This is a genomic window from Tenacibaculum piscium (assembly GCF_021390755.1).
In the GTDB taxonomy this organism is placed as follows: Bacteria; Bacteroidota; Bacteroidia; order Flavobacteriales; family Flavobacteriaceae; genus Polaribacter; species Polaribacter piscius.
Map to the genome: position 1 here is coordinate 80,191 of NZ_JAJGWR010000003.1, position 23,621 is coordinate 103,811.

A 23,621-nucleotide genomic window follows, 5' to 3' on the forward strand; every position below is an offset into this window, starting at 1 on the left:
ACTTATAAACTATGCGAAACATTATAGTAAGAAGTATTTCAGGACTTGTGTATGCGATAATTTTTATTGCTGCAATCCTTTTTTCAGCAGAATCTTATATCGCATTAATCGCTATTTTTTCGACCATCTGCGTTTTTGAATTCTCAAGAATACTGCAGTTAAAAAACATACTTCCTTATCTGATTTTAGCCTTATTCATATATGCGTCTGTCGTTAAAATACCTTCGGATTTCAATGGCTTTTTAATAGGATTTTCTTTTGCCAGTTTGCTAGGACTACTCTATTATTTAATCAGTACAAAAGTTATCAAAACAAATAATAGCCTCCAAAAAATATTTTTACATCTAATTTATTTAATACTGCCTTTTTATTTTTTAATAAAATTACCTTTTATCGAAAATACCTATCATCCAACTATTATTATTTATATTATTTTGATGATTTGGACTAATGATAGCTTTGCTTTTATCGTTGGTAAAAATTTCGGAAAACATAAATTATTTGAATCAGTATCGCCTAAAAAAACAATTGAAGGTTTTATTGGCGGATTATTATTTGCCGTTTTAGCAGGTTTTTTAATTGGAAAATTTGGAGAATATCCCAATTCTTTTTCAATTTTAAATTGGATACTAATCGCAATTATTGTGGCTGTTTTTGGTTCGCTCGGCGATTTAGTCGAATCAAAATTTAAACGACAAGCAAACGTAAAAGATAGCGGAAAAATCATGCCTGGACACGGTGGATTATTAGATCGACTTGATAGTTTGTTTTTTCTTGCGCCCTTCGTATATTTATACCTACATTATATTATATAATTATATACCTTATTTTTATGGTAAATGATTTAGACCGTCAATTTGAAAAAGCTTATAAAAAAGCCTCTGATTTTAAAGGTAAATTGCCTCCTGATACCATGCTTCGATTGTATAGTTACTACAAACAAGCAATAAAAGGAGATAAATTCACCTATGATTCTAATGACAATTTAAGAAATGCTTTTAAATTCAATGCTTGGATTCAACTAAAAGGAATGAACGAAAAACAAGCAAAACAAGAATATATTAATTTAGTTAATTCAATTATAAAATAATTATCATGAAAAAAATCATTTATTCTTTATTCGTATTTGTTGCAATTACTAATTTTGCTTCTTGTAAATCTGATGCTACATCAAAAAAAGAAAACTCAGTTAACGAAAACAACACTGAAAAAAAAGCTAAAAAAACTGCCTTTTCTTTACAAGATGCCGATTCCAAAATAAACTGGACAGCCTACAAAACAACCGAAAAAAAACCCGTTACTGGTGTGTTTCAAAAAGTAGATATCACCAAAAATGGTACTGGTAATACCGTGAAAGAAGCCATCAATAATGCCGAATTTTCAATTCCTGTAAGCAGTATTTTCACCAAAGAAACTAGCAGAGATTTTAAAATTAAAAAATTCTTTTTCGCAGTTATGGATAATACCAAATTACTTTCTGGAAAATTAATTCTTGAAAATGATTCGATTGGATATGCAGATATCACAATGAATACTGTAACTAAAAAACTTCCTTTTACGTATACTATCAACCAAAAAACCTTTAACTTAAAGGGAACTTTAAAAATCTCGGATTGGAATGCTCAAAAAGCATTAGCTTCTTTAAATGAAGCTTGTAAAGATTTACACAAAGGAGATGATGGCGTTTCTAAAACTTGGGACGATGTAGCAATAAACATCACTTCTACCTTTAAATAATCTTGACTAAATTTCAATAAAAAAAGAATTTAAAATAGCACACTAAAAAGCCTTGGATTTATTATCTAAGGCTTTTTTTTCATCAGAAAATATAAAATCATAAAAAATAAGTACAAAAACACCTAAATATAATAGTATTACTATTATATTTGCGAATATAATTTTCACTTATGAAGAATTTTCTATCAAATATTAAAATTGAAATCCCTGTAGGAATCTATATTAAAGATCCTGAAACATCCGATTTAGGAAAAAGAATTATAGAAAATAGTATCAAATTAATCGAAGAAATCGGTTTTGAAAGCTTCAATTTTAAAAAATTAGGCACTTTAATCGGCTCGAACGAAAGTTCTATTTATAGATATTTCGAAAGCAAACACAAATTACTCGTCTATTTAACTTCGTGGTATTGGGGATGGATACAATATCAATTAGTTATAGAAACGTATAGCATTCATAATCCTGAAGAAAAATTAATAAAAGCCATTAAAATACTCACCAAAACAACCGAGCAAGATAATAATTTTACGCACATTAATGAGGTTTTATTAAACTCAATTGTGATTAATGAAAACTCCAAATCATATTCAACAAAAGAAGTAGATGCCGAAAATAAAGAAGGTTTTTTTAAATTATATAAAGAAGTTGTAAAACGCTTAGCTGCTATAATAATCAATTATAATAGCACTTATAAACACCCGCTAACCTTAGCAAGTACAGTGATTGAAGGCGCATTGCATCAACAATTTATAAAACAACATTTTAAATCGCTGACCAATTGTAATGACACTATTTCTCCCACTTCTTTTTTTATTGATGTAACGCTTAATATCCTTTCAAATAATGGAAAATAAAACCTTAACTCCTTGGCAACGGTTTTTAGGACTCTTAACTTTAGAGAAAAAAGATATTTTACAAATATCTTACTACGCTGTTTTTGAAGGAATTGTAGCTTTATCGCTTCCTTTAGGGATACAAGCAATTATCAATTTACTACAAGCGGCTGAAATTTCGGCTTCTTGGGTAGTGCTTGTAATACTCGTTACGGGTGGTGTCGCTTTTAGTGGTGTTTTAAAATTTATGCAAATTAGAATTATTGAAACCATACAACAACGAATTTTTACAAGAGCTTCCTTAGAACTTAGTTATCGATTTCCTAAAATAAAAATGAGCGAATTACGAAATTATTATCCGCCTGAATTAGCCAATCGTTTTTTTGATACGCTAACGATTCAAAAAGGGATTTCAAAAATTTTAATTGATGTTCCATCAGCTTTTTTACAGATAATTTTTGCACTAGTATTACTCTCTTTTTATCATACCTTTTTTATTTTATTCGGATTTTTATTACTCTTATTGATTTATCTTGTATTTAAATATACTGCTAAAATTGGCTTAGAAACAAGCTTAAATGAATCTAAAAATAAGTATAAAGTAGCGCATTGGTTGCAAGAAATCGCAAGAACAATTATCAGTTTTAAAGTAGCAGGAAAAACAACACTTGCCCTAGATAAAAGCGATGATTTAGTGAGTGATTATTTAAAATCAAGAGACAGTCATTTTAAAATATTAATCGTTCAATATATTCAAATGATTAGTTTTAAAGTGATTGTTACCGCTGGTTTATTATTGATGGGCGGTTTTTTAGTCTTAAATCAAAAAATGAATATTGGACAATTTGTTGCCTCTGAAATAATTATTTTATTGATAATAAGTTCTGTGGAAAAATTAATTTTAGGCTTAGAATCCTTTTATGATGTGCTTACTTCTATTGAAAAATTAGGACAAGTTATCGATAAACCCATCGAGAATCAACAAGGAAGTACTGTCAGCGACACCAAACCTTTCAAAATTGAAATTCAAAATATTTCATACACCATTTTTGAGAAAGAAAAACCCATCTTAAAAGATATTTCATTCCATATCGAACCCAATGATAGAATCTTAATTCAAGGAGAAAGTGGCGCTGGAAAATCGAGCTTAATACAGCTTATCGCAGGAATTACAACCCCTACCGCTGGAAATATTTTCGTGAATGATTTATCCATAAAAAGCCTACAAATTAATAATTATAGAGCGTATTTAGGAATGTCATTATCCGAAGAAAATCCGTTTGAAGGAAGCATCCGAGAAAATGTAACTTTTGGAGATATTACAATTTCAGATGATGAAATTTATACTGTTTTCGACATTGTTGGATTAACCGATTTTTTAAAATATCAAGAAAATGGCTTAGAAACCCAACTAAAACCTGAAGGAAAACATATTGGCTATACCATTTCTAAAAAAATTATTCTAGCAAGAGCGATTATCAAAAAACCAAAACTTTTAATTTTAGAAGATCCTTTAGATCAATTAGAAAAAAAAGAAGCCAACAAAATTATCGATTTTATTACAAATCCTTCCCAAAAATGGAGCTTAATTATTGTAAGCAGTAACGACAAATGGGAAGAAAAATGTACTAAAAAAATTACACTGCATAAAGGTAAAATCATTAATAAATAAAGCAACAGAGATAATGTTACATATATCAAATAATACTGTTTCTAATCAAATTGATTTGAGTAATTTTAAATCAGGAAAAAAAATATTTAAAAAAGAACATCACAAATTATTTAGAAAGTTTTTACTATTCTTTTTTATAGTACTATTTATCACGCTATTTTTACCTTGGACTCAAAATGTTTCTAGTACAGGTAATGTTACGACGTTAAAACCGAATCAACGTCCGCAAACCTTGCAATCTCAAATTCCTGGAAGAATTGAACAGTGGTTTGTCCAAGAAGGTGATTTTGTAAAAAAAGGCGATACTATTTTAAGAATATCCGAAGTAAAAAGTGATTATTTCGATGCAAAACTTGCTGAAAGAACAGGAAATCAATTAAATTCTAAAAGTCTTTCTGGAAAATCATATCAAAATAAAATAAGTGCTTTAAAAAGGCAAATTTCAGCGATAAGAAACGAACAACAATTAAAATCGGAACAAGCAAAAAACAAATTACAACAAGCTTACTTAAAAGTTAAAACCGATAGTATTGACTTAGAAACCGTTATTTTAAAGCAAAAAATAGCAAAAATTCAATATGAAAGAACTTTTACCCTACAACAAGAAGGTTTAAAGGCCACTAAAGATGTGGAAGAAAAAAGTGCAAAACTTCAAGAATTTTCAGCTAAAGTTATTTCTCAAAAAAATAAACTGTTAACTTCTAAAAATAATAGTATCAATGCACAATTAGCTATTTCGGGAATAATCGCGACTTATACCGATAAATTATCCAAAGCACAAAGTAGTTTATATAGTGCTGAATCTGGCGCGTATGAAACTGAAGTACAAGTATCAAAACTACAAACAAATTTAGCTAATTATAACAAACGAAGTTCTTTATTATACATTACCGCTCCGCTTGATGGGTATATAAATAAAGCAATAAAATCGGGAATTGGAGAAACTTTTAAAGAAGGTGAACAGTTAATAAACATTATGCCTGCTGTATACGATTTGGCAGTAGAAATGTATATAAAACCAATCGATTTGCCGTTGATACATACTCACGAAAAAGTACGTGTTCAGTTTGATGGTTGGCCAGCAATTGTTTTTAGTGGCTGGCCTAATATGTCATCAGGAACTTATGAAGCTAAAATTATTACAGTCGAAAATTTTATTAGCAGTAATGGAAAATATAGAGCCTTGATTGTTCCTGATAACGATGAACAACCATGGCCAAAAGCCATTAGAGTTGGTTCGGGAGCAAAAACAATTGCACTGTTAGAAAATGTGCCTATTTGGTATGAATTATGGCGACAAATTAATAGTTTTCCACCTAATTTCTATCAGCCAAACACAAAAGAAACCGATTCTAAGAAAAAGAAATAATGAAAAATATATCCTTTTTATATCTATTTATAAGTTTCGTTTCCTTTTCTCAAAACATGCCTAACAACACTATTTCTTTAGAGGAAAGTCTAGGATATGTTAAAAAATATCATCCTATTATAAAGCAGGCAAAACTTATTGTTAATACAAATCAAGCAAAATTATTAAAAGCCAGAGGTGGTTTTGATCCTAAAATTGAAGTTGATTACAGCAATAAAAACTTTAAAAATACCGAGTATTATAAAACATTAGTTTCATCTTTTAAAATTCCTACTTGGTATGGAATTGAGCTAAAAGCTAGTTATGAAAATAATTCAGGAAAGTATTTAAATCCTCAATATAAAACACCTAAAAATGGCTTATATAATGTAGGTGTTTCTGTTTCGTTGGCTAAAAATTTATTTATCAATAAAAGAATGGCTACCTTAAAAAAAGCCAAAATTTACACCAAACAAAGTAAATTAGAACAACAATTATTAGTTAATACTATTTTGTTTGATGCTATTTCGGCATACTTAAATTGGACACAATATTATCAACAATATAGCGTGTTTCAAAATTATTATGCCAATGCAACGATAAGACACCATAATGTTATTAAAAATTTTAAAGCAGGTGATAAAGCCGCTGTAGATACTTTAGAAACAAGTATCAACTTAGAAAATAGAAAATTAGATTTAGAAAAAGCACGTATTAAACACTTAAAATCAAAAGTAGCTTTTTCGAATTATTTGTGGATTAATAATAATATTCCAATGGAATTAAAAAACAACATGATTCCTGATATCGCAACATTTTCTAAGATTGATAAATTATTAAAAATAGTCGAAAATGATTTCAATAAAATAGATGAAAATGATTTAGAACAACATCCGAAGTTAAAATTATTAGGCTTAAAAAAGAATAATTTACAGATAAATAAACGATTAAAAATAAATAACTTATTACCAAAAATAGATTTTCAGTATAATTTATTATCATCAGAAGTACATAATTTTGATTCTTTTAACGCTTCAAATTATAAAAACTCGTTGCAAGTTAGTGTGCCGTTATTTTTAAGAAAATCTAGAGGTGATTTAAAAATTGCAAAAATAAAATTACAAGATTTAGATTTTGAAATTTCATCAACAAAAATAATTTTGCAAAATAAAATTAAAGCTACCAAGCAAGAAATTGTATCGTATCAAAAACAACACAATATCTTAAAAAACTTAGTGAATAATTACAAACGAATTGTTAAAAGTGAAGAACGAAAATTTTCGTTAGGTGAAAGCTCGTTATTTTTAATAAATTATAGAGAGGTTAAACTGATTGAAACGAATTTAAAAGCCATCAAAAATGAATATGAATACGCTAAAACAAAAAGTAAGCTACTTAAATTATTAGGGAAATTAACGAATATCTAAAAGATAATTTATATAAAAATCGCTTTATTACAAGTTCATATTTCTTGTTATAAAGCGATTTTTTTTCAAGATATTATAAAATAGTTTGAAAAATTAGCCTAAAATTTTTGTAATTAAATCTTGTTTTGCTTTTTCATCATCACCAAATAACCAACGTAAGGTATTATCTTCCCAAATTTCGTTATATTGTTTTTGATTAATAATATCTCTATCCATCGCTAAATCTAATAATTTCCCTGGATACGAAGATTGCGCATCATTTTCCATTTCTCCTAACGGATACGGGTCATCCAAGCCCATAATAATTTGATTAGAACCTTGTCGGTCAATCATTAATTTTAACGAATCGGTATCATGCACGAGCGTATCAAAGAAAATATTTGGATGCCCAACCGCTTTTCTAGGATGCGTTTTTCCTTCAAATAAATCAGGACGACCATCAAAACCTTGAATTCTACGCCCTAAATTCATTTGTGCCAATTGTCCGCCGTGTGCAAAACAGGTTCTGATATTTTTAAAACGCTCCTGCATTCCGTTTAACGTATAAAAATGATACGCATCACCACATTGTGCCAACATCCAAATTAAATGAAAACGCCAATTAGTATTTTCTAATTTTATCATTTTATCGCCATCATACGGATGAATTTCAATGGCTAATTTATACTTATCGGCAAGTTCAAAAATACGGTCATTTTCTTTATCAAAAACACAACGCCACTGCCCTATCGAATCCATAAAATGCGTTGGTAAGCATAAAACTTTTAAACCTAATTCTTCCACACAACGTTCCATTTCATACAAAGCACCGTAAATAAAACCTGGATGCACCACAAAACCACAGGTGAATTTATCAGGATGATCGTGTTGTACTTTTGCGTTAAAATCATTCTGAAAACGCAAAGCTTTTTTCATTTCTTCCAAACGCAATCCGTTACCATATAATTGCGATAAATTTAAAACCACCGCATGGTCAAGCTTATTTTTTTCCATCCAACGTAATTTCTCATCTAAGAAAAAACTAGAATCTGTTACAGGTCGTTTCCAACCTTTTTGTAACATATGTTTACGCTCATCATCGACCCAAAAAATTTCTTTTTCCTTCATAAAATCAGGAATTTGTTCTGGATAAGGCAATAAATGAGAATGTCCGTTTATGCGTAGTTTACGTTTTTCCATCTTTTATTTAATATTTTTTTAAAAAAATTCTTAAATATTCTTAATTTTATTCGGAGGATTCATAATTGTTCCACAATTAGTACAGGTACATTTTTGAATATCAGAATAATAATTATCAAAAATAACAGGCATATCAGTTTCAATATTTTTCAAGGCAAATTCCTCTCGGTATAACTGATTTCCACAATTTTCACAATACCATTCTAAGGCATCTAACATTTCTTTTGAACGAGGATATTCAATCACTAAACCAACAGTATTTTCAGTGCGTTGAGGCGAATGCGGCACTTTAGCAGGCAATAAATAAATATCGCCTTCCTTAATTTCGACATCAATCATTTTTCCATTTTGGTCGATAATTTTCAAAATCATATCGCCTTCTATCTGATGAAAAAATTCAGGAGTTTCATTATAATGATAATCCTTTCTATTATTCGGACCTCCAACAACCATTACAATATATTCGCCATTATCCCACACTTGTTTATTTCCAACAGGCGGTTTTAATAAATGACGGTTTTCATCAATCCACTTTTTAAAATTTAAAGGCTGTACTAAATTCATATGTATATATTTTGGGCGTTCCCTAAAGGTCGGGCTTTCCGCTATATCTTTTTATAAAAGAAAAATTTTATAAAAAGGATGCCGCTGCAATCCCTAACGCAAATTTCGTTTTTATGTATAATTTTGAATAAACCAACAATCAGAAAAACAACTAATTATTCATTTTCAATCATTGCTTTAATTTTGATAGCTTTTTCAAAATGATTTAATTGATGCGTTTGAATCCACCAAGTTGCCACCTGCATTAACAACTTCGGATTCTCATTTTTATTTTTAAAAAACGCGTAAAAAGATAATCCTACATTTGCACCTTTTTTAGCAATTTTATCATCACAAACTTCAATAATTTTTTGTTTTATTTCGTATGTCATTTTTAGTCTGTTATTTATTTAGAAACTGTTAAATTTTATGGTAAAAATCACTCTACTACAGCTATCGCGAGTATCTTGCTCGTGACCAGACTTATACTTTACAGGTTTTAAAAAACTATCACAAACCAGCAACCTCATCTTCTTTTAAAATTTCGTTCGTTTCTTCTTGTACTTTTTTAAGAAGATTACGTAAATTATCTGTTTGTTTAAAATCAGCATCTGCTACCAAATTTAACAAGGCTTTATCTTGGGCGCGTCCTTTTTTCATGGCTACTGCATACGGAATATCGTCTTTAAAAGTAACCATCGAATATTTCGAAAAATATTCCTCAGGAAATTCCTTTTCCAACGCCATTTCCAATATTCTTTTCTCTTTAAATAACGGATTCGCTACATGATTTTTCATTTCCTGAAAATTATCAAGCGCCAAATCGGCAATAGCATCGGTATCTTGTTTTCTTGCTTTTTCGTAAGTTTTAAACACCGTTTCCCAATCGCCTAAATCTTCTTCTAAAACAGCATCAAAAATGGTAATATCTTCAAAAGAAGCATTCATTCCTTGCCCGTAAAAGGGTACAATTGCGTGTGCTGCATCTCCTAATAAAATCGTTTTATTTTGATAATGCCAAGGAGAACATTTTACCGTTCCCAATGCTCCTGTCGGATTATTTAAAAATTCTTCTTTAATATTCGGAATTAATTTTAACGCATCAGGAAATTGTGTTTCAAAAAAGGCAGTTATTTTTTCTTCGGATATTAAATTATTGAAATTATATTTTCCTTCATTATAACTTAAAAACAGCGTAACTGTAAAACTGCCATCCATATTTGGCAATGCAATTAACATATATGCCCCACGAGGCCAAATATGCAAATGCGCATTACTTATTTGATGATTTCCTTGTTTATCCGCAGGAATTTCTAACTCTTTATATCCGTGTGATAAATAATTTTGTGAATAACTAAACAGAAATTTATGCGCTAAATAATAGCTTTTACGTAAAACAGAACCCGCGCCATCAGTACCAAAAATCACCTCAGCATTTACCGAAAATTCTTCTTTTGTATGATAATCTTTAAAGTTTGCTATTGTATTTTCTATATCTACAGATGTACATTTTTTATTAAAATGAATGCTTACATTTTCGTGTTTTTCGGCTTCTGTTAATAAAATAGCGTTTAAATCGCCACGAGAAATGGAGTTGATACACTCATTATCTCTACCCGAATAATTTGATGAAAATGTATTTCCTTCAATATCATGAATCAATCTTCCGTACATAGGAATACAAATTTCACGAGCTTTTTCGGCAACACCTGCTAAACGCAAGGCTTTAAATCCACGGTCTGATAATGCTAAGTTTATAGAACGACCCGCTGAAATATCAACAGTTCTTAAATCTGGTCTACTTTCATAAACAGCAACCTTAAACCCTCTTTGTGCCAATCGTAAAGCTAATAAGCTTCCGCATAAACCTGCACCTATTATTAATATATTGTCTTTTTTATTCATTTTTATGCTTCTTTTTATTTTCCGCTTCGTCATTCTGAATTTATTTCAGAATCGCATCCATATCCAGTGTTATTTCTTCAATATTTTTTAATTATTTTGATAACAATCCTTTTAAAATACCTACCATTTTATAAACATCTTCAAAAGAATTATACATTGGCGTTGGTGCGCAACGGATAACATCAGGTTCACGCCAATCGGTAATAATATTATTTTCGGTTAGTTTTTTATGCAGACTTTTATCAGCATTTTTAACTTGAATAGATAATTGACAGCCTCTTTCTTTTGGATTTGAAGGCGTAATAATTTTAATATCCTCAGAATTTAACTCTTCAATTAAATTATTGATTAAAAACTCAAAATATCCAGTTAATTTTTCTGATTTTTCTCGTAAAGCCTCCATTCCTACCTCAGCAAACATATCTAAAGAAGCTTTAATGGCTGCCATTGATAATATTGGAGGATTCGATAATTGCCAACCCTCAGCACCAGCCATTACATCAAAAGGTTGACGCATATTAAAGCGGGTTTCTTTATTATGATTCCACCAACCTGCAAAACGAGGTAACTCTTTATTAGTGGCGTGTTTTTCGTGGACAAATAATCCGCCTAAACTTCCCGGTCCTGAATTTAAGTATTTATAAGTACACCAAGCGGCAAAATCTACGCCTGAATCGTGTAATTCAGGGGAAATATTTCCTGCGCCGTGTGCTAAATCAATTCCGACAAAACACTCTTTTGAATGTCCTATTTCAGCAATTCGCTTTAAATCTAAATATTGTCCTGTGTAATAATTTACACCGCCAATTAATAATAATGCGATTTCATCGCCTTGTTCAGCAATAATTGTTTCTAAATCTTCAATATTTAATAATTCTTCGCCTTTTCTTGGCTTCCATTCAATTAAACCATCTTCGGCATCAAAACCATGAAAATTTAATTGCGATTGTACGGCGTATCTATCCGAAGGAAAAGCGTCAGATTCTATTACAATTTTATATTTCTTTTTCGTAGGCTGATAAAAAGACACCATCAGCAAATGCAAATTAGTTGTTAAAGTATTCATAACAACAACTTCTATAGGTTTTGCACCGACTATTTTCGCCATATTTTCGGTTAAAAACTCATGATACGGCAACCAAGGAGTTTCTCCTTCAAAATGACCTTCTACGCCATATTTTGCCCAATCGTCTAATTCATTTTGAATATATTTTTGAGTTTGTTTTGGCTGTAATCCGAGGGAATTTCCTGTAAAATATAACCAATCGTTCCCGTTTTTATCTTTCGGAATATGAAATTGATTGCGTAAATGTGCTAATGTATCTTCTTTATCTTGTTGTTTTGCGTAGTCTAATGTGTTTTGATACTTCATCTAAATAGAAAAAAATGATTGTTTTCCAAAGATAAAACAATCATTTTTCATTTATTAAGTAGCATATATTTATTTTAAGTTAAAATTCCTTAAAAAGGTCTTTTTTCAGCAAAGAAAAACCAGTTAAAAAATGCACCAACTTTTTTCTCTAATGGTTTGCCATTTTTTTCTTTTGATAAATCCATACTTCCTGAAACTAAACTTTCTATATAATGATCGTAATCTAGTTCTTTCGTATCTAAAAAACCATTTAAAAATTTCAGAGAAGCTTCCATTCCCTTTACATCTTCAATGTCTTTTAGTTTTTTGTATAAAGGAATTACTTCTTCAATCGCTTTTTTGGGTGCTAACCTTCGAATTCCTTTATAACTTAACACCTCATCTTTGGCATCTTTTTTAACGGTAAAATCGGTTACGACCCAGTAATATTTTCCTGATTTCGCCATATTTTTAACTACGGCAATCATATTTTTACCTTCTTGTAAACGCTCCCACATCATCTTAAAAATAACCCTAGGCATATCAGGATGTCGAACAATATTATGTCCTGCTCCTACTAGCTCAAATTCTTCATATCCTGATGAAGTTACAAAATCTTCATTACAATATTCAATGACTCCTTTTTTATCGGTAATACTAATAAGGATTGTATCTTCATGTAATTTCACTTCTCTATCAACAGGAGTTGGTGAGGGTAATTTTGGTTTTCTTGATATTTCGCTCATTTTTCCTAATTTTTTTGGTGACAAATATAAAACTGGACAAACACAAAATTTATGATATATATCATAAATTAAAAACCTTAAGATACTGTTTTTCAATATAAAAAAATAATATATTATTCAATAATATAAATTTAAGACTAAGCAATAGTTTAACAAAATTGTGAATTCAAGTAACTTATAATAAATTCGAGTTCTTTTGACTAAAATTTAAAATAGGCATTTAATATAAAATTCGAAATTTGATAGTTCCTTTTATTTTTCGCAATTTTTCGATAACTTCTTCATCATATATTTTATTTACATCGGTAATTACATAGCCTACTTTTTCATCTGTTGATAAATATTGTCCTGTAATATTCAAATCATATTTTGCCAAAACTTTATTGATTTTCGCCATTACGCCCGACACATTTTTATGAATATGCAAAAAACGGTGCGCATTATTTTGATGTGGCAATCGTATATTAGGGAAATTTACGGCATCTACGGTATTTCCAGAATTTATATATGCCATTATTTTACTTGGTACAAAATCGGCAATATCTTTTTGAGCTTCCTCGGTGCTTCCACCAATATGAGGCGTTAAAATTACATTATTTAAGCCTTTTAATTCGGTATAAAAATCACCATTTTTTCGAGGTTCTTCAGGATAAACATCAATCGCTGTTCCTGCAATTTTCCCTGATTTCAAACCAGCGACTAACGCCTGAATATCCACGACAAAACCTCTTGATAAATTCACTAAATGAACGCCATCTTTCATTTGAGCAATTTCTGCTTCACCGATATAATTTTTATTGGCTATGTTATCATCAACATGCAAGGTTATCACATCTGAAATATTTAATAATTCTTTTAACGTACTTATTCTTTTTGCATTTCCTAAGGCTAAGGTATCTTCAACATCATAATAATACACGTCCATTCCGAGTGCTTCCGCTAAAACAGACAATTGTTTTCCGATATTTCCATAGCCTACAATTCCTAATTTCTTACCACGAACTTCTTTAGAACCTTGGGCAGTTTTATTCCATTGTCCGTTGTGAAGTTCTGTACTTCGTTGAAAAACGCTACGCATTAACATAATAATTTCACCAATTGCCAATTCAACAACCGAACGAGTATTGCTGTAAGGCGCGTTAAAAACGACTACGCCATTTTCTTTACAAGCCTCTAAATCAATTTGTTTTGTTCCGATACAAAATGCCGAAACGACCATTAATTTTTCTGCCGATTCGATTACTTTTTTAGTAACCTGCGTTTTCGAGCGGATTCCTAAAACGTGCACATCTTTTAACTTTTCAATTAATTCTTCTTCGGATAAACTTTTTGAAAGCGTTTCCACGGAAAAACCATCGGCTGTTAATTTTGTAAAAGCGTCCGAATGTACGTTTTCTAATAATAAAATTTTAATTCTGTTCTTTGGATATGATATATTTCTTGGCAAATCGTTTAGGTATAAAAATTCATCTAAATTAGGCGTAATATGATCGGCATTTTCAATTGTTTTTACTCTTGATACATTTTCAGTATAGGCAAAAAAAGTATCGGCAACGCCTGCTTTTTTGGTTACCGCATCGCTATAACCGTCACCGATTACTTGAATTTCACCAGCTAAATTTAAGTTTTTTAAGCAGTCAATTTTTCCGTTGTGTTTAGATAACGGATTTTGAGTATCAAAACCTATAATTACATCATTTTGATCAAACTCAAAAGTATTGGCAAAAACTCTTTCAGCAGGAATATTATATGGAGCAACAATCGGAATTATAAATTCTTTAAAACCTGCGGATATTACATAGATATCATCAGAAAAATCTTTAAAAAAAGCTTTATTATCAGCAATTGAACGAGAAACTTTTTGTTCTAATTCTTTTATCAATAAAGGCAAATCTGATTTTGTAGCTTTTAATAAATCAATGCGTTTTTGTAAGGATTCGGTAAAGGATATTTCGCCGTCAATTCCTTGAGTTGTTATTGCTATAATTTCAGCAATAATGGCTTCTTTCTTCGGGTTTCCTAGTAAGCTGATTTCTGCTAAAACATCTAATGCTTCTACTTTTGTGAGCGTACTATCAAAATCGAAAACAAAACTTCTTTTTGGTGTCATAGCATTTTATTTAAGGGTTGATACCCAAAAATACAAAGGATATTAAACAAGCAAGCACTATTTAAAAAAGATTTTTATTTTTTATTAAAATTCAAAGATTATCAAACTAAAAAAACAGTAAAATTAGCCACCAAATTATAGGAATTGATTCCACAAAAAATGAGGCATAATATTTCGATTGTTTTTCCGAAGAACGCATCAATAAAATTAAAATAACAGCAAAAATCAGTAAAAAAACTTTTTTAAAATCAGGATTTGGTGTTATTATAAATTCAAGAAACAAACAAAGTATCAATAAAAAATAACCTAATTTTTTGGTTTTTTTAACGCCTATTTTCTTCGGAATTGTTTGCAAAGAAATTGCATCATATTGAACATCTCGAATATCAAACGGTAAAATTAAAACGATTACCAATAAAAATCGCTGTAATCCTATTAAATAATACTTTATATGATTTGTATCTTTTATAGGATTGCTTAAAATATCAGCATCAAAAAGAGGCAAAAATACGGTTGCTCCCGTCCAAACTAAAGCAACAATTCCTATTTTTAAATAGCCAATACTTCGCAAATTTTTCTGAAATCCGCTTAAAAAAGGAACGGCATATAAAAACGTTAATATTCCCAAAGGAATCAATAACAACAACGTATTTACCCTTAATTTACTTGCATAAAAACACATCAGCAAAAAAGAACACAACGAAAAAAGTTGAATTATTTTTAAAGATATTGGTAAACCTCGATGCTGTAATTTGGCAACACCCGAATATTTTACAAAATTATACCCTGTAATTGTTGCGAAAAAAAGAAAAAAATACAAAGAGTCATTAAATAATTTATGAAAAGATAAATCAGTATAAAATACTGTTATTCGAGCAAAAGAATATACCGCTAAACTCACGTGAATACTCGAATTTATGTAAAAATCAAGCAATTTTTTTATAAAATTCATAACACAAAAATAGTTTTTATGTTCAAATAGGATACATTTAGTTAATAAAATATCAATTTTATACCAAAAATATACCGAAAAAATTAGTCTTTTTTGTTATTTTTGAGCTACTAAAAATAAACAACACAGGATGAACACAAATTCATTTCAATTAAGACATATTGGTCCTAATTCAAAAGGTCAAGAGAAAATGTTAGAAACTATCAACGCTGATAGTATAGATCAATTAATTTTTGAAACTATTCCTGATGATATTCGCCTTAAAGACGAGTTAGATTTAGATCCTGCAATGAGCGAATATGAATATTTAAATCATATTAACGAATTAGGTGCTAAAAATAGCGTTTTTAAAAGTTACATCGGTTTAGGATATAACGAAGCAATTGTGCCGAGCGTTATTCAACGTAATATTTTAGAAAACCCAAGCTGGTACACTGCCTACACGCCTTATCAAGCAGAAATTGCACAAGGACGTTTAGAGGCTTTGTTGAATTTTCAAACGATGGTTTGCGATTTAACAGGTATGGAACTTGCAAACGCTTCTTTATTAGACGAATCAACTGCTGCTGCTGAAGCAATGGCGTTATTATTTGACGTACGTGAACGTACTCAGAAAAAAGCGAACGTATGTAAATTTTTCGTTTCTGAAGATATTTTACCGCAAACATTGGCTGTTTTACAAACACGTTCAACGCCTATCGGAATTGAATTAGTTGTTGGAAACCATGAAGAATTTGATTTTTCAGAAGAATTTTTCGGAGCTATTGTTCAATATCCAGGAAAATACGGACAAGTTTGTGATTATACTGATTTCGTTGCCAACTGTACTGATAAAAATATTAAAGTAGCCGTAGCTGCCGATATTTTATCATTAGTAAAATTAAAAGCCCCTGCTGAATTTGGAGCTTCTGTAGTCGTAGGAACTACACAACGTTTTGGAATCCCGTTAGGTTATGGAGGTCCTCACGCTGGTTATTTCGCTACCAAAGAAGCCTACAAACGTAGTCTTCCTGGTCGTGTAATTGGTATCACTAAAGATGCTGATGGTGGTCGTGCCTTACGTATGGCTTTACAAACTCGTGAACAACATATTAAACGTGAAAAAGCGACTTCTAATATTTGTACTGCACAAGTTTTATTAGCGGTAATGGCAGGAATGTATGCTGTATATCATGGAAAAGATGGATTGCAATATATTGCTGACACTACACATACTTCAGCAAATACTGTAGCAACTGCTTTAGAAAAACTAGGTTTCAAACAAAAAAATAAGGCATATTTCGATACTATTTTAATAGAAGCAGAAACGGCTGTTTTACGTCCTGTCGCTGAAGCAAATAATATCAACTTTAATTATATTGATGCTAATAACGTTTCTATTTCGATAAACGAAACCGTTAGTTTAAAAGAAATCAATGCAATTATTGCTTGTTTTGCAACAGCTTTTAACATCAAAAATACCCCAGTTACAACGCTTACTTCTGTTGATGTTATCACCGAAAATACTCAAAGAAATACTTCTTTCTTAGAAAATGACGTGTTTAATACGTATCAATCAGAAACTGAAATGATGCGTTATATTAAAAAATTAGAACGTAAAGATTTAGCCTTAAATCATTCGATGATTTCTTTAGGGTCTTGTACCATGAAGTTAAATGCAGCTTCAGAAATGCTTCCTTTAAGTAATCCACAATGGGGAAATATTCATCCATTTGTGCCGTTAAACCAAGCAGAAGGATATCAAACAGTATTAAAAAACCTAGAAGAACAATTAAACGTTATTACTGGTTTTGCAGGAACTTCTTTACAACCAAATTCTGGAGCACAAGGAGAATTTACTGGATTAATGGTAATTCGTGAATATCATAAAGCAAATGATGATGCTCATAGAAATATTTGTTTAATTCCAGCATCGGCACACGGAACAAACCCAGCATCAGCAATAATGGCTGGTATGAAAGTGGTGGTTACCAAAACCGATGAAAAAGGAAATATTGACGTAGCTGATTTACGTGCAAAAGCCGAAAAACATAAAGATAATTTAGCTGCTTTAATGGTAACCTATCCATCAACACATGGAGTGTACGAGAGAGCGATTAAAGAAATTACCCAAATTATTCATGATAATGGCGGGCAAGTTTATATGGACGGTGCCAATATGAATGCGCAAGTTGGATTAACAAATCCAGCAACTATTGGAGCTGATGTTTGTCACTTAAATCTACATAAAACATTCGCTATTCCTCACGGAGGTGGTGGACCTGGTGTTGGACCAATTTGTGTAGCACCACAATTAGTACCATTTTTACCAAGTAATCCATTAATCCAAACTGGAGGAGAAAATGCCATTACCGCAGTTTCTGCAGCTCCTTGGGGTTCTGCTTTAGTCTGTTTAATTTCTTATGGATACATCACCATGTTAGGTGCTAAAGGAGTAACAGATTCTACAAAAAATGCTATATTAAACGCCAATTATATTAAAGAGCGTTTACATGGTCATTACGAAACGTTATATTCAGGAGAAATGAATAGAGCTGCACACGAAATGATTATCGATTGTAGAGATTTTAAACAAAACGGAATCGAAGTGGTTGATATCGCAAAACGTTTGATGGATTACGGTTTTCACGCACCAACAGTTTCTTTCCCTGTAGGTGGAACTATGATGATTGAACCTACAGAATCTGAAAATGTTGCTGAATTAGACCGTTTCTGTGATGCTATGATTGCTATCAGAAAAGAAATTGAAAGTGCTACCAAAGAAGAGCCTAACAATACACTGAAAAATGCACCACATACACAAGAAATGCTAACTTCAGACCAATGGACATTACCATATTCTAGAAAACAAGCAGCATTTCCATTAGCATATATTGCTGATAATAAGTTTTGGCCATCTGTTCGTAGAGTTGATGACGCTTATGGAGATAGAAATTTAATCTGTTCTTGTAATCCTATTGAAGATTATATGGACGAAGAAGCTTAAAATTTCATCAAAAAAATATCAATAAAAATAAAAAACCTCACTAAATCAGTGAGGTTTTTTTAGCTTTATTATTTTAGCAATATAATGTTATTAAAAAGTAATTAAATCAAAAATAATTAATATTCAAATAACCTATTAAAAACACATACCTCAACTCTCTGCTATAGTTTTGCTCACTCAAAATAAACCAAACCAAAAATGAAAACTAATATTAGTAAAACAGCATTGTGTGTTTTTGCTGCCATAGCAATTTCATCTTGTAATAATGATGACGCTAAAGAATATCAAATCCCTGAACTAACAAACTTAGGTGCTAAATTACCCTATAATGTTTTAAAAACAGTTGATAATGTAGAAATTAGAAATGGAGGTTTTGGTTCTGCAGCAACTGCTCATCCAAGCAATCAAGGAGAATTTTATGCTTTAACTGATAGAGGTGCAAATTTAAAAACTAAAGGCGGAAAAATATTCCCAACTCCTGATTATACACCACGAATAGGTCATTTTAAACTCAATGATAATGGTAAAGTTGAAATGATTAAAGAAATTCTATTTAAAGACCCAACAGGAACAGTTATCAGTGGACGACCAAATCCTGAAGGCTATGGAACTACAGGAGAAATTCCTTATGATTTAAAAAAGAATATTTTAAAAACCGATAGATACGGGCTAGATAGTGAAGGTTTAGTTGCTCTAAAAGATGGAACATTTTGGGTATCTGATGAATACGGACCGCATATCGTTCATTTCGATGCTACTGGTAAAGAACTAGAACGAATCAGTCCTGTAAATGTAGAAACTGGAAAACGAAAGTTACCCGCAGTTTTTGAAAGACGCTGGGCAAACCGAGGTATGGAAGGTTTAGCAATTACTCCTGATCAAAAAACATTAGTTGGTATAATGCAATCTACCTTATATAATCCATCAAAAGCAAAAGTTGCCGATTTTACAATCACCAGAATTGTAACTTTTAATTTAGAAACAGCCAAAACAAAACAATATTTATTAAAACAAGAAAAAGCAAAAAATTCAAATTCTGAAATAGTCGCATTAAATAATACCGAGTTTTTAATCGTTGAGCGTGATGGTTTATTTACAGGAAATGACGCTACTGCTCAAAAACATATTTATAGAATAGATATTAGCAATGCAACAGACGTTTCTGGAGATGATTTTAACGCTTTAGACGGTATGCTTGTAAATGGTAAAACAATAGAGGAAAATACTTGGGAAGAATTATCAAAAGCAAATATAAAACCTGTTACTAAAAGTTTAGCAGTAGATTTAGTGCAGAAATTAGGTGATTATCCTCATGAAAAATTAGAAGGAATTTGGTTAATTAATCCTACTACTATTGGTGTTTTAAATGATGATGATTTTGCAGTTACTGGAACAGATAAATTAAATCAAAAATATTTACCATCTAATAAAACAAAAAAAGATATTGATGGTAACACATTATACATTGTTAATTTCTAACAAGATAGAATAAATTTCAATTAAAAAATGCTTCAAATTAAATTAATTTGAAGCATTTTTTATTATTTCTTAGTTTTCTTACTTTTTACATTCGATAATTTGAAACTTTTTATTTTGATTAAGAATCGTAACTTCTTTAAAAAGTTTCTGTAAATGTGTCGTATAATTTAAATGTGTATTAGCAACTAACACGAAACGTCCACTTGTTTTTAAACAGTTTGCAACACCTTTAAAAAGTGATATCGCAACTTCAATATTATTTTCATATTCAAAATGAAAAGGCGGATTCGAAACAACTAAATCAAAACTTTCTTTTGCTAAATCATCTAAATTATCAGCACATAAAAAATGTGTATTTTCTGCCCTTACATTTAACTTAGAAGATTCAATTGCAACATTAAAATCATCGACTAAAGTAAGTGTTGCGTTCGGATTTTGCTCCAAAACTTCACAAGCAATAATGCCATTTCCTGATGCAACATCTAACACCTTTACCTCTGTTGATTTCACTTGTAAAGTATCTAGTAAAAATTGCGTACCAATATCAATTTTAGTCGCCGAAAATACGCCGTAATATTGTTGTATTTCTTTACTTTTCCAAGTGATTTGATGTGTCATTTTTGTTAAAGAACTATCTTTTTTAGGATTCTTTAAAATTAACAATCGTGCTTTTTTCCATGCTTTTGTTTGTGAAACATCTTCAAAATATGTTGTTGCTATTTTCAAATAAGAAGCTGTAAAATTTTTGGTCATAAACCCACAAACAACAATTGTTTGAGTATCCGAAGCCTTATAAATCTGCTGTAGAAACAAAGTAAACAATCCTAAAGATTTTGGAATTTTTAACAATACCAACGATGCTTTTTCTAAAGTATCGAAAGGTGTTTTATAAACAACATCTGTAGCTAATGAATTTAATGCTAAGTTATTATAAATTGCTTTTTGCTGACTTGCATACGTCCAAATAGTGGTAATTTTTTTATCATTTAAAAAACAATTAAAAAACCCAAATCTATCGTTATAAGTCTGAATATCAGTTGTTTTAAAATCAGAAATATGCTTTAAAATTAACAATTCTGCATTGCTCCAAGCGCGTAAAGAATGATCTTCTGTTTTCGGATAACGCACTAACTCATACGCTTTAGCATCAATTTCTACTGTTGTTTCCAATAAATTTAATATTATTTTTTGTTTGATTTTTTAAATTAACTACAGAAATTTAACAAGATATAAACGCTATACGGTTGTTAAAACTTCCTTATTTTCTTTAGCTTTAGAAATTGTATCTTCCTGAAAAATAGTGTTTTCATTATAATCTTCTAACTGATAAATATCAGCAAAAGATTTTATCGTTTCTTTATCTCTTCTAAAAATATGTGTTGCATTAACATCGGAAATTGATTCTTTTCCCATAGCACCAACCATTTCTTTAACTGCTTCAATAGTGTTTTCATGGTAGTTTTTAACACGAACATTTTTATCGCCAACAACTAAGGCTTTTACTAAATCTTTATTCTGTGTTGCCACACCAACAGGACAAGTATCTAAATTACATTCACGTGCCTGAATACAGCCTAAACTCAGCATAAAACTACGTGCCATTCCAATAACATCGGCACCTAAAGCTTTGTATTTCAAGATATCAAAAGCATCGATTGCTTTACCACTTGCTATTATTTTTACTTGCTCTTTTAGTTGATATTTTTTTAATGTTTTATTGATAAAAACCAATCCATCTAACAAAGGCGTTCCTATATAATTTGAAAATTCCAAAGGTGCAGAACCTGTACCTCCTTCACCTCCATCAACAGAAATAAAATCAGGATAATTATTAGCATCAGCAAATGCTTTTATCATATTTTCTATCTCCTGATTATCACCAACACAAAGTTTAATTCCTACAGGTTTTCCTTCGGATAAATCTCTTAATTTTTGAATAAAAACAATCATTTCATCAAAATTAGAAAAAGCAGAATGACCTGGAGGCGAATCTACACGTGTAAACGGCTCAACAGAACGAATTGCTGCAATTTCTTTGGTATTTTTTTTGGCAGGTAAAATTCCTCCATGCCCTGGTTTTGCACCTTGTGAAAATTTAATTTCAATCATTTTTACTTCTGGTAGAATAGCGTTTCTATTAAAAACAGCATCATCAAAAACACGTTTTCCGTCTACGCTTTTTCCTGCTCCAAAATAACCTGTTCCTACTTGAAAAATTAAATCACCACCTTGTAAATGATACGGTGAAATTCCTCCTTCACCAGTATTATGGGCAAAATTTGCCATTTTAGCTCCTTGATTTAACGCCATAACGGCATTTTTACTCAATGAACCAAAAGACATCGCAGAAATATTAACGATAGAAGCACTGTATTTTTGAAAACATTTATCAGAACCAATAAGTACTCTATCTCCCTGAACATCGTGGTGATTTTTTGGAAACATCGAGTGTTTTACAAATTCATATCCTTTTTTATACACATTATGTTGTGTACCAAAAGGAATCGTTTCAATTTGTTTTTTTGAACGCTGATAAACAATACTTCTTTTTTCTCTGTTTATAGGTGTTCCGTTTAAATTGTCTTCAATAAAATACTGTTGTATTTTTTCACGCTCCTCTTCAAAAACCCAACGCAAACGCGAAATAATAGGAAATGCACGCATTAAAGAATGCTTTTTTTGAATAAAAGCATCATATATTGCCAATAGAGTTACCGCCGAAGCAATGCTTAATAAAATGTAATTGCCAACATCAGGCATAAAATAAACTAAAACTCCACAAAGAATGTTTATAAAAATTACAATGGCTAAAATAGTATTTCTCATTTTCTTTTAAATTAATATGCAAAAATACGTGTTTTTTTGCACAAAAAAAGCCCTAACAAATAAATGTTAGGGCTTTAAAATATGCTATAAACTTGAAATTATTTTTTAAACTTCGAGTATTTGTTTTTAAACTTATCAATACGACCTGCAGTATCAATTAATTTAGACTTACCTGTGTAAAAAGGGTGAGAAGTTCTTGAAATTTCTAATTTGATTAATGGATACTCTGTTCCTTCTACGTCTAAAGTTTCTTTAGTATTAGCAGTTGAACGTGTTAAAAATACATCTCCGTTAGACATATCTTTAAAAGCTACCATTCTATAATTTTCTGGATGTATTCCTTTACGCATCTTAAATGACTTTTAAATATTGTTTTATTTTTTTCTCAAACATTATTAACAAGTGTAAAAATGGTAAAGTTTTACACTAAAAATATTTTAACTGTTTGAAGTGGCAAATTTAACGATATTTTTTTATTTTCAAACAAATAAATTGTTTTAATTTGTAGTATCATTCAATAAAGTACG

General features: G+C 30.5%; 20 protein-coding genes. 9 read left to right on the forward strand and 11 right to left on the reverse strand.

The features are described from left to right. Nucleotides 1–11 precede the first annotated feature (11 nt). From L0U72_RS06565 to L0U72_RS06595, 7 genes are all read left to right on the forward strand, one after another. A complete protein-coding gene (locus L0U72_RS06565; protein ID WP_233897446.1) occupies nucleotides 12–815 on the forward strand; it encodes a phosphatidate cytidylyltransferase in 804 nt (267 codons plus the stop codon). 17 nt (nucleotides 816–832) lie between these two features. Next, nucleotides 833–1,090, forward strand: a complete 258-nt coding sequence (locus L0U72_RS06570; RefSeq protein ID WP_101916569.1) for an acyl-CoA-binding protein — start codon at nucleotides 833–835, stop codon at nucleotides 1,088–1,090. A gap of 5 nt (nucleotides 1,091–1,095) precedes the next feature. Further along, nucleotides 1,096–1,737, forward strand: a complete 642-nt coding sequence (locus L0U72_RS06575; protein WP_233898718.1) for a YceI family protein — start codon at nucleotides 1,096–1,098, stop codon at nucleotides 1,735–1,737. Nucleotides 1,738–1,907: 170 nt separating this feature from the next. Beyond that, nucleotides 1,908–2,591 carry a TetR/AcrR family transcriptional regulator gene (locus L0U72_RS06580; protein ID WP_233883470.1) on the forward strand — a complete coding sequence of 228 codons (684 nt, stop codon included), beginning with the start codon at nucleotides 1,908–1,910 and terminating at the stop codon, nucleotides 2,589–2,591. Continuing rightward, nucleotides 2,581–4,242 (forward strand): peptidase domain-containing ABC transporter, encoded by a 1,662-nt coding sequence (locus tag L0U72_RS06585; RefSeq protein ID WP_233898719.1) that lies wholly within the window; start codon nucleotides 2,581–2,583, stop codon nucleotides 4,240–4,242. The genes L0U72_RS06580 and L0U72_RS06585 overlap by 11 nt, the downstream gene beginning before the upstream one ends. A gap of 13 nt (nucleotides 4,243–4,255) precedes the next feature. Then, complete coding sequence (locus L0U72_RS06590) at nucleotides 4,256–5,611, forward strand: HlyD family secretion protein (protein WP_233898720.1); 1,356 nt, start codon at nucleotides 4,256–4,258, stop codon at nucleotides 5,609–5,611. A gap of 56 nt (nucleotides 5,612–5,667) precedes the next feature. Then, nucleotides 5,668–7,017, forward strand: coding sequence for a TolC family protein (locus L0U72_RS06595; RefSeq protein WP_233898721.1), 1,350 nt, complete (start codon nucleotides 5,668–5,670; stop codon nucleotides 7,015–7,017). A gap of 93 nt (nucleotides 7,018–7,110) precedes the next feature. Here the strand turns inward: L0U72_RS06595 and L0U72_RS06600 are convergent, their stop codons facing one another. From L0U72_RS06600 to L0U72_RS06635, 8 genes are all read right to left on the reverse strand, one after another. Continuing rightward, complete coding sequence (locus L0U72_RS06600; protein ID WP_101916575.1) at nucleotides 7,111–8,196, reverse strand: amidohydrolase family protein; 1,086 nt, start codon at nucleotides 8,194–8,196, stop codon at nucleotides 7,111–7,113. 30 nt (nucleotides 8,197–8,226) lie between these two features. Then, complete coding sequence (locus tag L0U72_RS06605) at nucleotides 8,227–8,760, reverse strand: 3-hydroxyanthranilate 3,4-dioxygenase (RefSeq protein WP_233897441.1); 534 nt, start codon at nucleotides 8,758–8,760, stop codon at nucleotides 8,227–8,229. A gap of 155 nt (nucleotides 8,761–8,915) precedes the next feature. After that, entirely contained in the window at nucleotides 8,916–9,131 is a 216-nt protein-coding gene (locus L0U72_RS06610; protein ID WP_233897440.1) for a DUF6500 family protein, read from the reverse strand. Nucleotides 9,132–9,249: 118 nt separating this feature from the next. Next, complete coding sequence (locus L0U72_RS06615; protein WP_233897439.1) at nucleotides 9,250–10,644, reverse strand: FAD-dependent oxidoreductase; 1,395 nt, start codon at nucleotides 10,642–10,644, stop codon at nucleotides 9,250–9,252. Between the two features lie 91 nt (nucleotides 10,645–10,735). After that, the gene (gene kynU / locus L0U72_RS06620) at nucleotides 10,736–12,016 is read right to left on the reverse strand and encodes a kynureninase (RefSeq protein ID WP_233898722.1); all 1,281 of its coding nucleotides are present in this window, start codon (nucleotides 12,014–12,016) and stop codon (nucleotides 10,736–10,738) included. A gap of 89 nt (nucleotides 12,017–12,105) precedes the next feature. Further along, the gene (locus L0U72_RS06625; protein ID WP_233898723.1) at nucleotides 12,106–12,741 is read right to left on the reverse strand and encodes a PAS domain-containing protein; all 636 of its coding nucleotides are present in this window, start codon (nucleotides 12,739–12,741) and stop codon (nucleotides 12,106–12,108) included. A 220-nt stretch (nucleotides 12,742–12,961) separates the two neighbouring features. Beyond that, complete coding sequence (serA, locus tag L0U72_RS06630) at nucleotides 12,962–14,851, reverse strand: phosphoglycerate dehydrogenase (protein ID WP_233898724.1); 1,890 nt, start codon at nucleotides 14,849–14,851, stop codon at nucleotides 12,962–12,964. Nucleotides 14,852–14,957: 106 nt separating this feature from the next. Continuing rightward, nucleotides 14,958–15,803, reverse strand: a complete 846-nt coding sequence (locus L0U72_RS06635; protein WP_233898725.1) for a hypothetical protein — start codon at nucleotides 15,801–15,803, stop codon at nucleotides 14,958–14,960. A 130-nt stretch (nucleotides 15,804–15,933) separates the two neighbouring features. Here L0U72_RS06635 and gcvP point away from each other — a divergent pair, with 130 nt between their 5' ends. After that, the gene (gene gcvP / locus L0U72_RS06640) at nucleotides 15,934–18,789 is read left to right on the forward strand and encodes an aminomethyl-transferring glycine dehydrogenase (protein WP_233898726.1); all 2,856 of its coding nucleotides are present in this window, start codon (nucleotides 15,934–15,936) and stop codon (nucleotides 18,787–18,789) included. Between the two features lie 198 nt (nucleotides 18,790–18,987). Next, on the forward strand, nucleotides 18,988–20,268 hold the full coding sequence (locus L0U72_RS06645) for an esterase-like activity of phytase family protein (protein WP_233898727.1): 1,281 nt from the start codon (nucleotides 18,988–18,990) through the stop codon (nucleotides 20,266–20,268). A gap of 78 nt (nucleotides 20,269–20,346) precedes the next feature. Here L0U72_RS06645 and L0U72_RS06650 read toward each other — a convergent pair whose 3' ends face one another. From L0U72_RS06650 to L0U72_RS06660, 3 genes are all read right to left on the reverse strand, one after another. Continuing rightward, complete coding sequence (locus tag L0U72_RS06650) at nucleotides 20,347–21,438, reverse strand: class I SAM-dependent methyltransferase (protein WP_101916585.1); 1,092 nt, start codon at nucleotides 21,436–21,438, stop codon at nucleotides 20,347–20,349. A 66-nt stretch (nucleotides 21,439–21,504) separates the two neighbouring features. Next, a complete protein-coding gene (locus tag L0U72_RS06655; RefSeq protein WP_233898728.1) occupies nucleotides 21,505–23,094 on the reverse strand; it encodes an FMN-binding glutamate synthase family protein in 1,590 nt (529 codons plus the stop codon). A gap of 98 nt (nucleotides 23,095–23,192) precedes the next feature. Beyond that, nucleotides 23,193–23,444, reverse strand: a complete 252-nt coding sequence (locus tag L0U72_RS06660) for a type B 50S ribosomal protein L31 (RefSeq protein WP_101915121.1) — start codon at nucleotides 23,442–23,444, stop codon at nucleotides 23,193–23,195. Nucleotides 23,445–23,621: the final 177 nt, after the last annotated feature.

What these genes read in the sequence shown, in the direction of transcription:
- L0U72_RS06615 (WP_233897439.1), bottom strand. Translation starts at nt 10,644, where the DNA reads ATGAATAAAAAAGACAATATATTAATAATAGGTGCAGGTTTATGCGGA.
- L0U72_RS06575 (WP_233898718.1), top strand. Translation starts at nt 1,096, where the DNA reads ATGAAAAAAATCATTTATTCTTTATTCGTATTTGTTGCAATTACTAAT.
- gcvP (WP_233898726.1), top strand. Translation starts at nt 15,934, where the DNA reads ATGAACACAAATTCATTTCAATTAAGACATATTGGTCCTAATTCAAAA.
- L0U72_RS06585 (WP_233898719.1), top strand. Translation starts at nt 2,581, where the DNA reads ATGGAAAATAAAACCTTAACTCCTTGGCAACGGTTTTTAGGACTCTTA.
- kynU (WP_233898722.1), bottom strand. Translation starts at nt 12,016, where the DNA reads ATGAAGTATCAAAACACATTAGACTACGCAAAACAACAAGATAAAGAA.
- L0U72_RS06595 (WP_233898721.1), top strand. Translation starts at nt 5,668, where the DNA reads ATGCCTAACAACACTATTTCTTTAGAGGAAAGTCTAGGATATGTTAAA.
- L0U72_RS06590 (WP_233898720.1), top strand. Translation starts at nt 4,256, where the DNA reads ATGTTACATATATCAAATAATACTGTTTCTAATCAAATTGATTTGAGT.
- L0U72_RS06570 (WP_101916569.1), top strand. Translation starts at nt 833, where the DNA reads ATGGTAAATGATTTAGACCGTCAATTTGAAAAAGCTTATAAAAAAGCC.
- L0U72_RS06645 (WP_233898727.1), top strand. Translation starts at nt 18,988, where the DNA reads ATGAAAACTAATATTAGTAAAACAGCATTGTGTGTTTTTGCTGCCATA.
- L0U72_RS06660 (WP_101915121.1), bottom strand. Translation starts at nt 23,444, where the DNA reads ATGCGTAAAGGAATACATCCAGAAAATTATAGAATGGTAGCTTTTAAA.
- L0U72_RS06610 (WP_233897440.1), bottom strand. Translation starts at nt 9,131, where the DNA reads ATGACATACGAAATAAAACAAAAAATTATTGAAGTTTGTGATGATAAA.
- L0U72_RS06625 (WP_233898723.1), bottom strand. Translation starts at nt 12,741, where the DNA reads ATGAGCGAAATATCAAGAAAACCAAAATTACCCTCACCAACTCCTGTT.
- L0U72_RS06605 (WP_233897441.1), bottom strand. Translation starts at nt 8,760, where the DNA reads ATGAATTTAGTACAGCCTTTAAATTTTAAAAAGTGGATTGATGAAAAC.
- L0U72_RS06565 (WP_233897446.1), top strand. Translation starts at nt 12, where the DNA reads ATGCGAAACATTATAGTAAGAAGTATTTCAGGACTTGTGTATGCGATA.
- L0U72_RS06635 (WP_233898725.1), bottom strand. Translation starts at nt 15,803, where the DNA reads ATGAATTTTATAAAAAAATTGCTTGATTTTTACATAAATTCGAGTATT.
- serA (WP_233898724.1), bottom strand. Translation starts at nt 14,851, where the DNA reads ATGACACCAAAAAGAAGTTTTGTTTTCGATTTTGATAGTACGCTCACA.
- L0U72_RS06600 (WP_101916575.1), bottom strand. Translation starts at nt 8,196, where the DNA reads ATGGAAAAACGTAAACTACGCATAAACGGACATTCTCATTTATTGCCT.
- L0U72_RS06580 (WP_233883470.1), top strand. Translation starts at nt 1,908, where the DNA reads ATGAAGAATTTTCTATCAAATATTAAAATTGAAATCCCTGTAGGAATC.
- L0U72_RS06655 (WP_233898728.1), bottom strand. Translation starts at nt 23,094, where the DNA reads ATGAGAAATACTATTTTAGCCATTGTAATTTTTATAAACATTCTTTGT.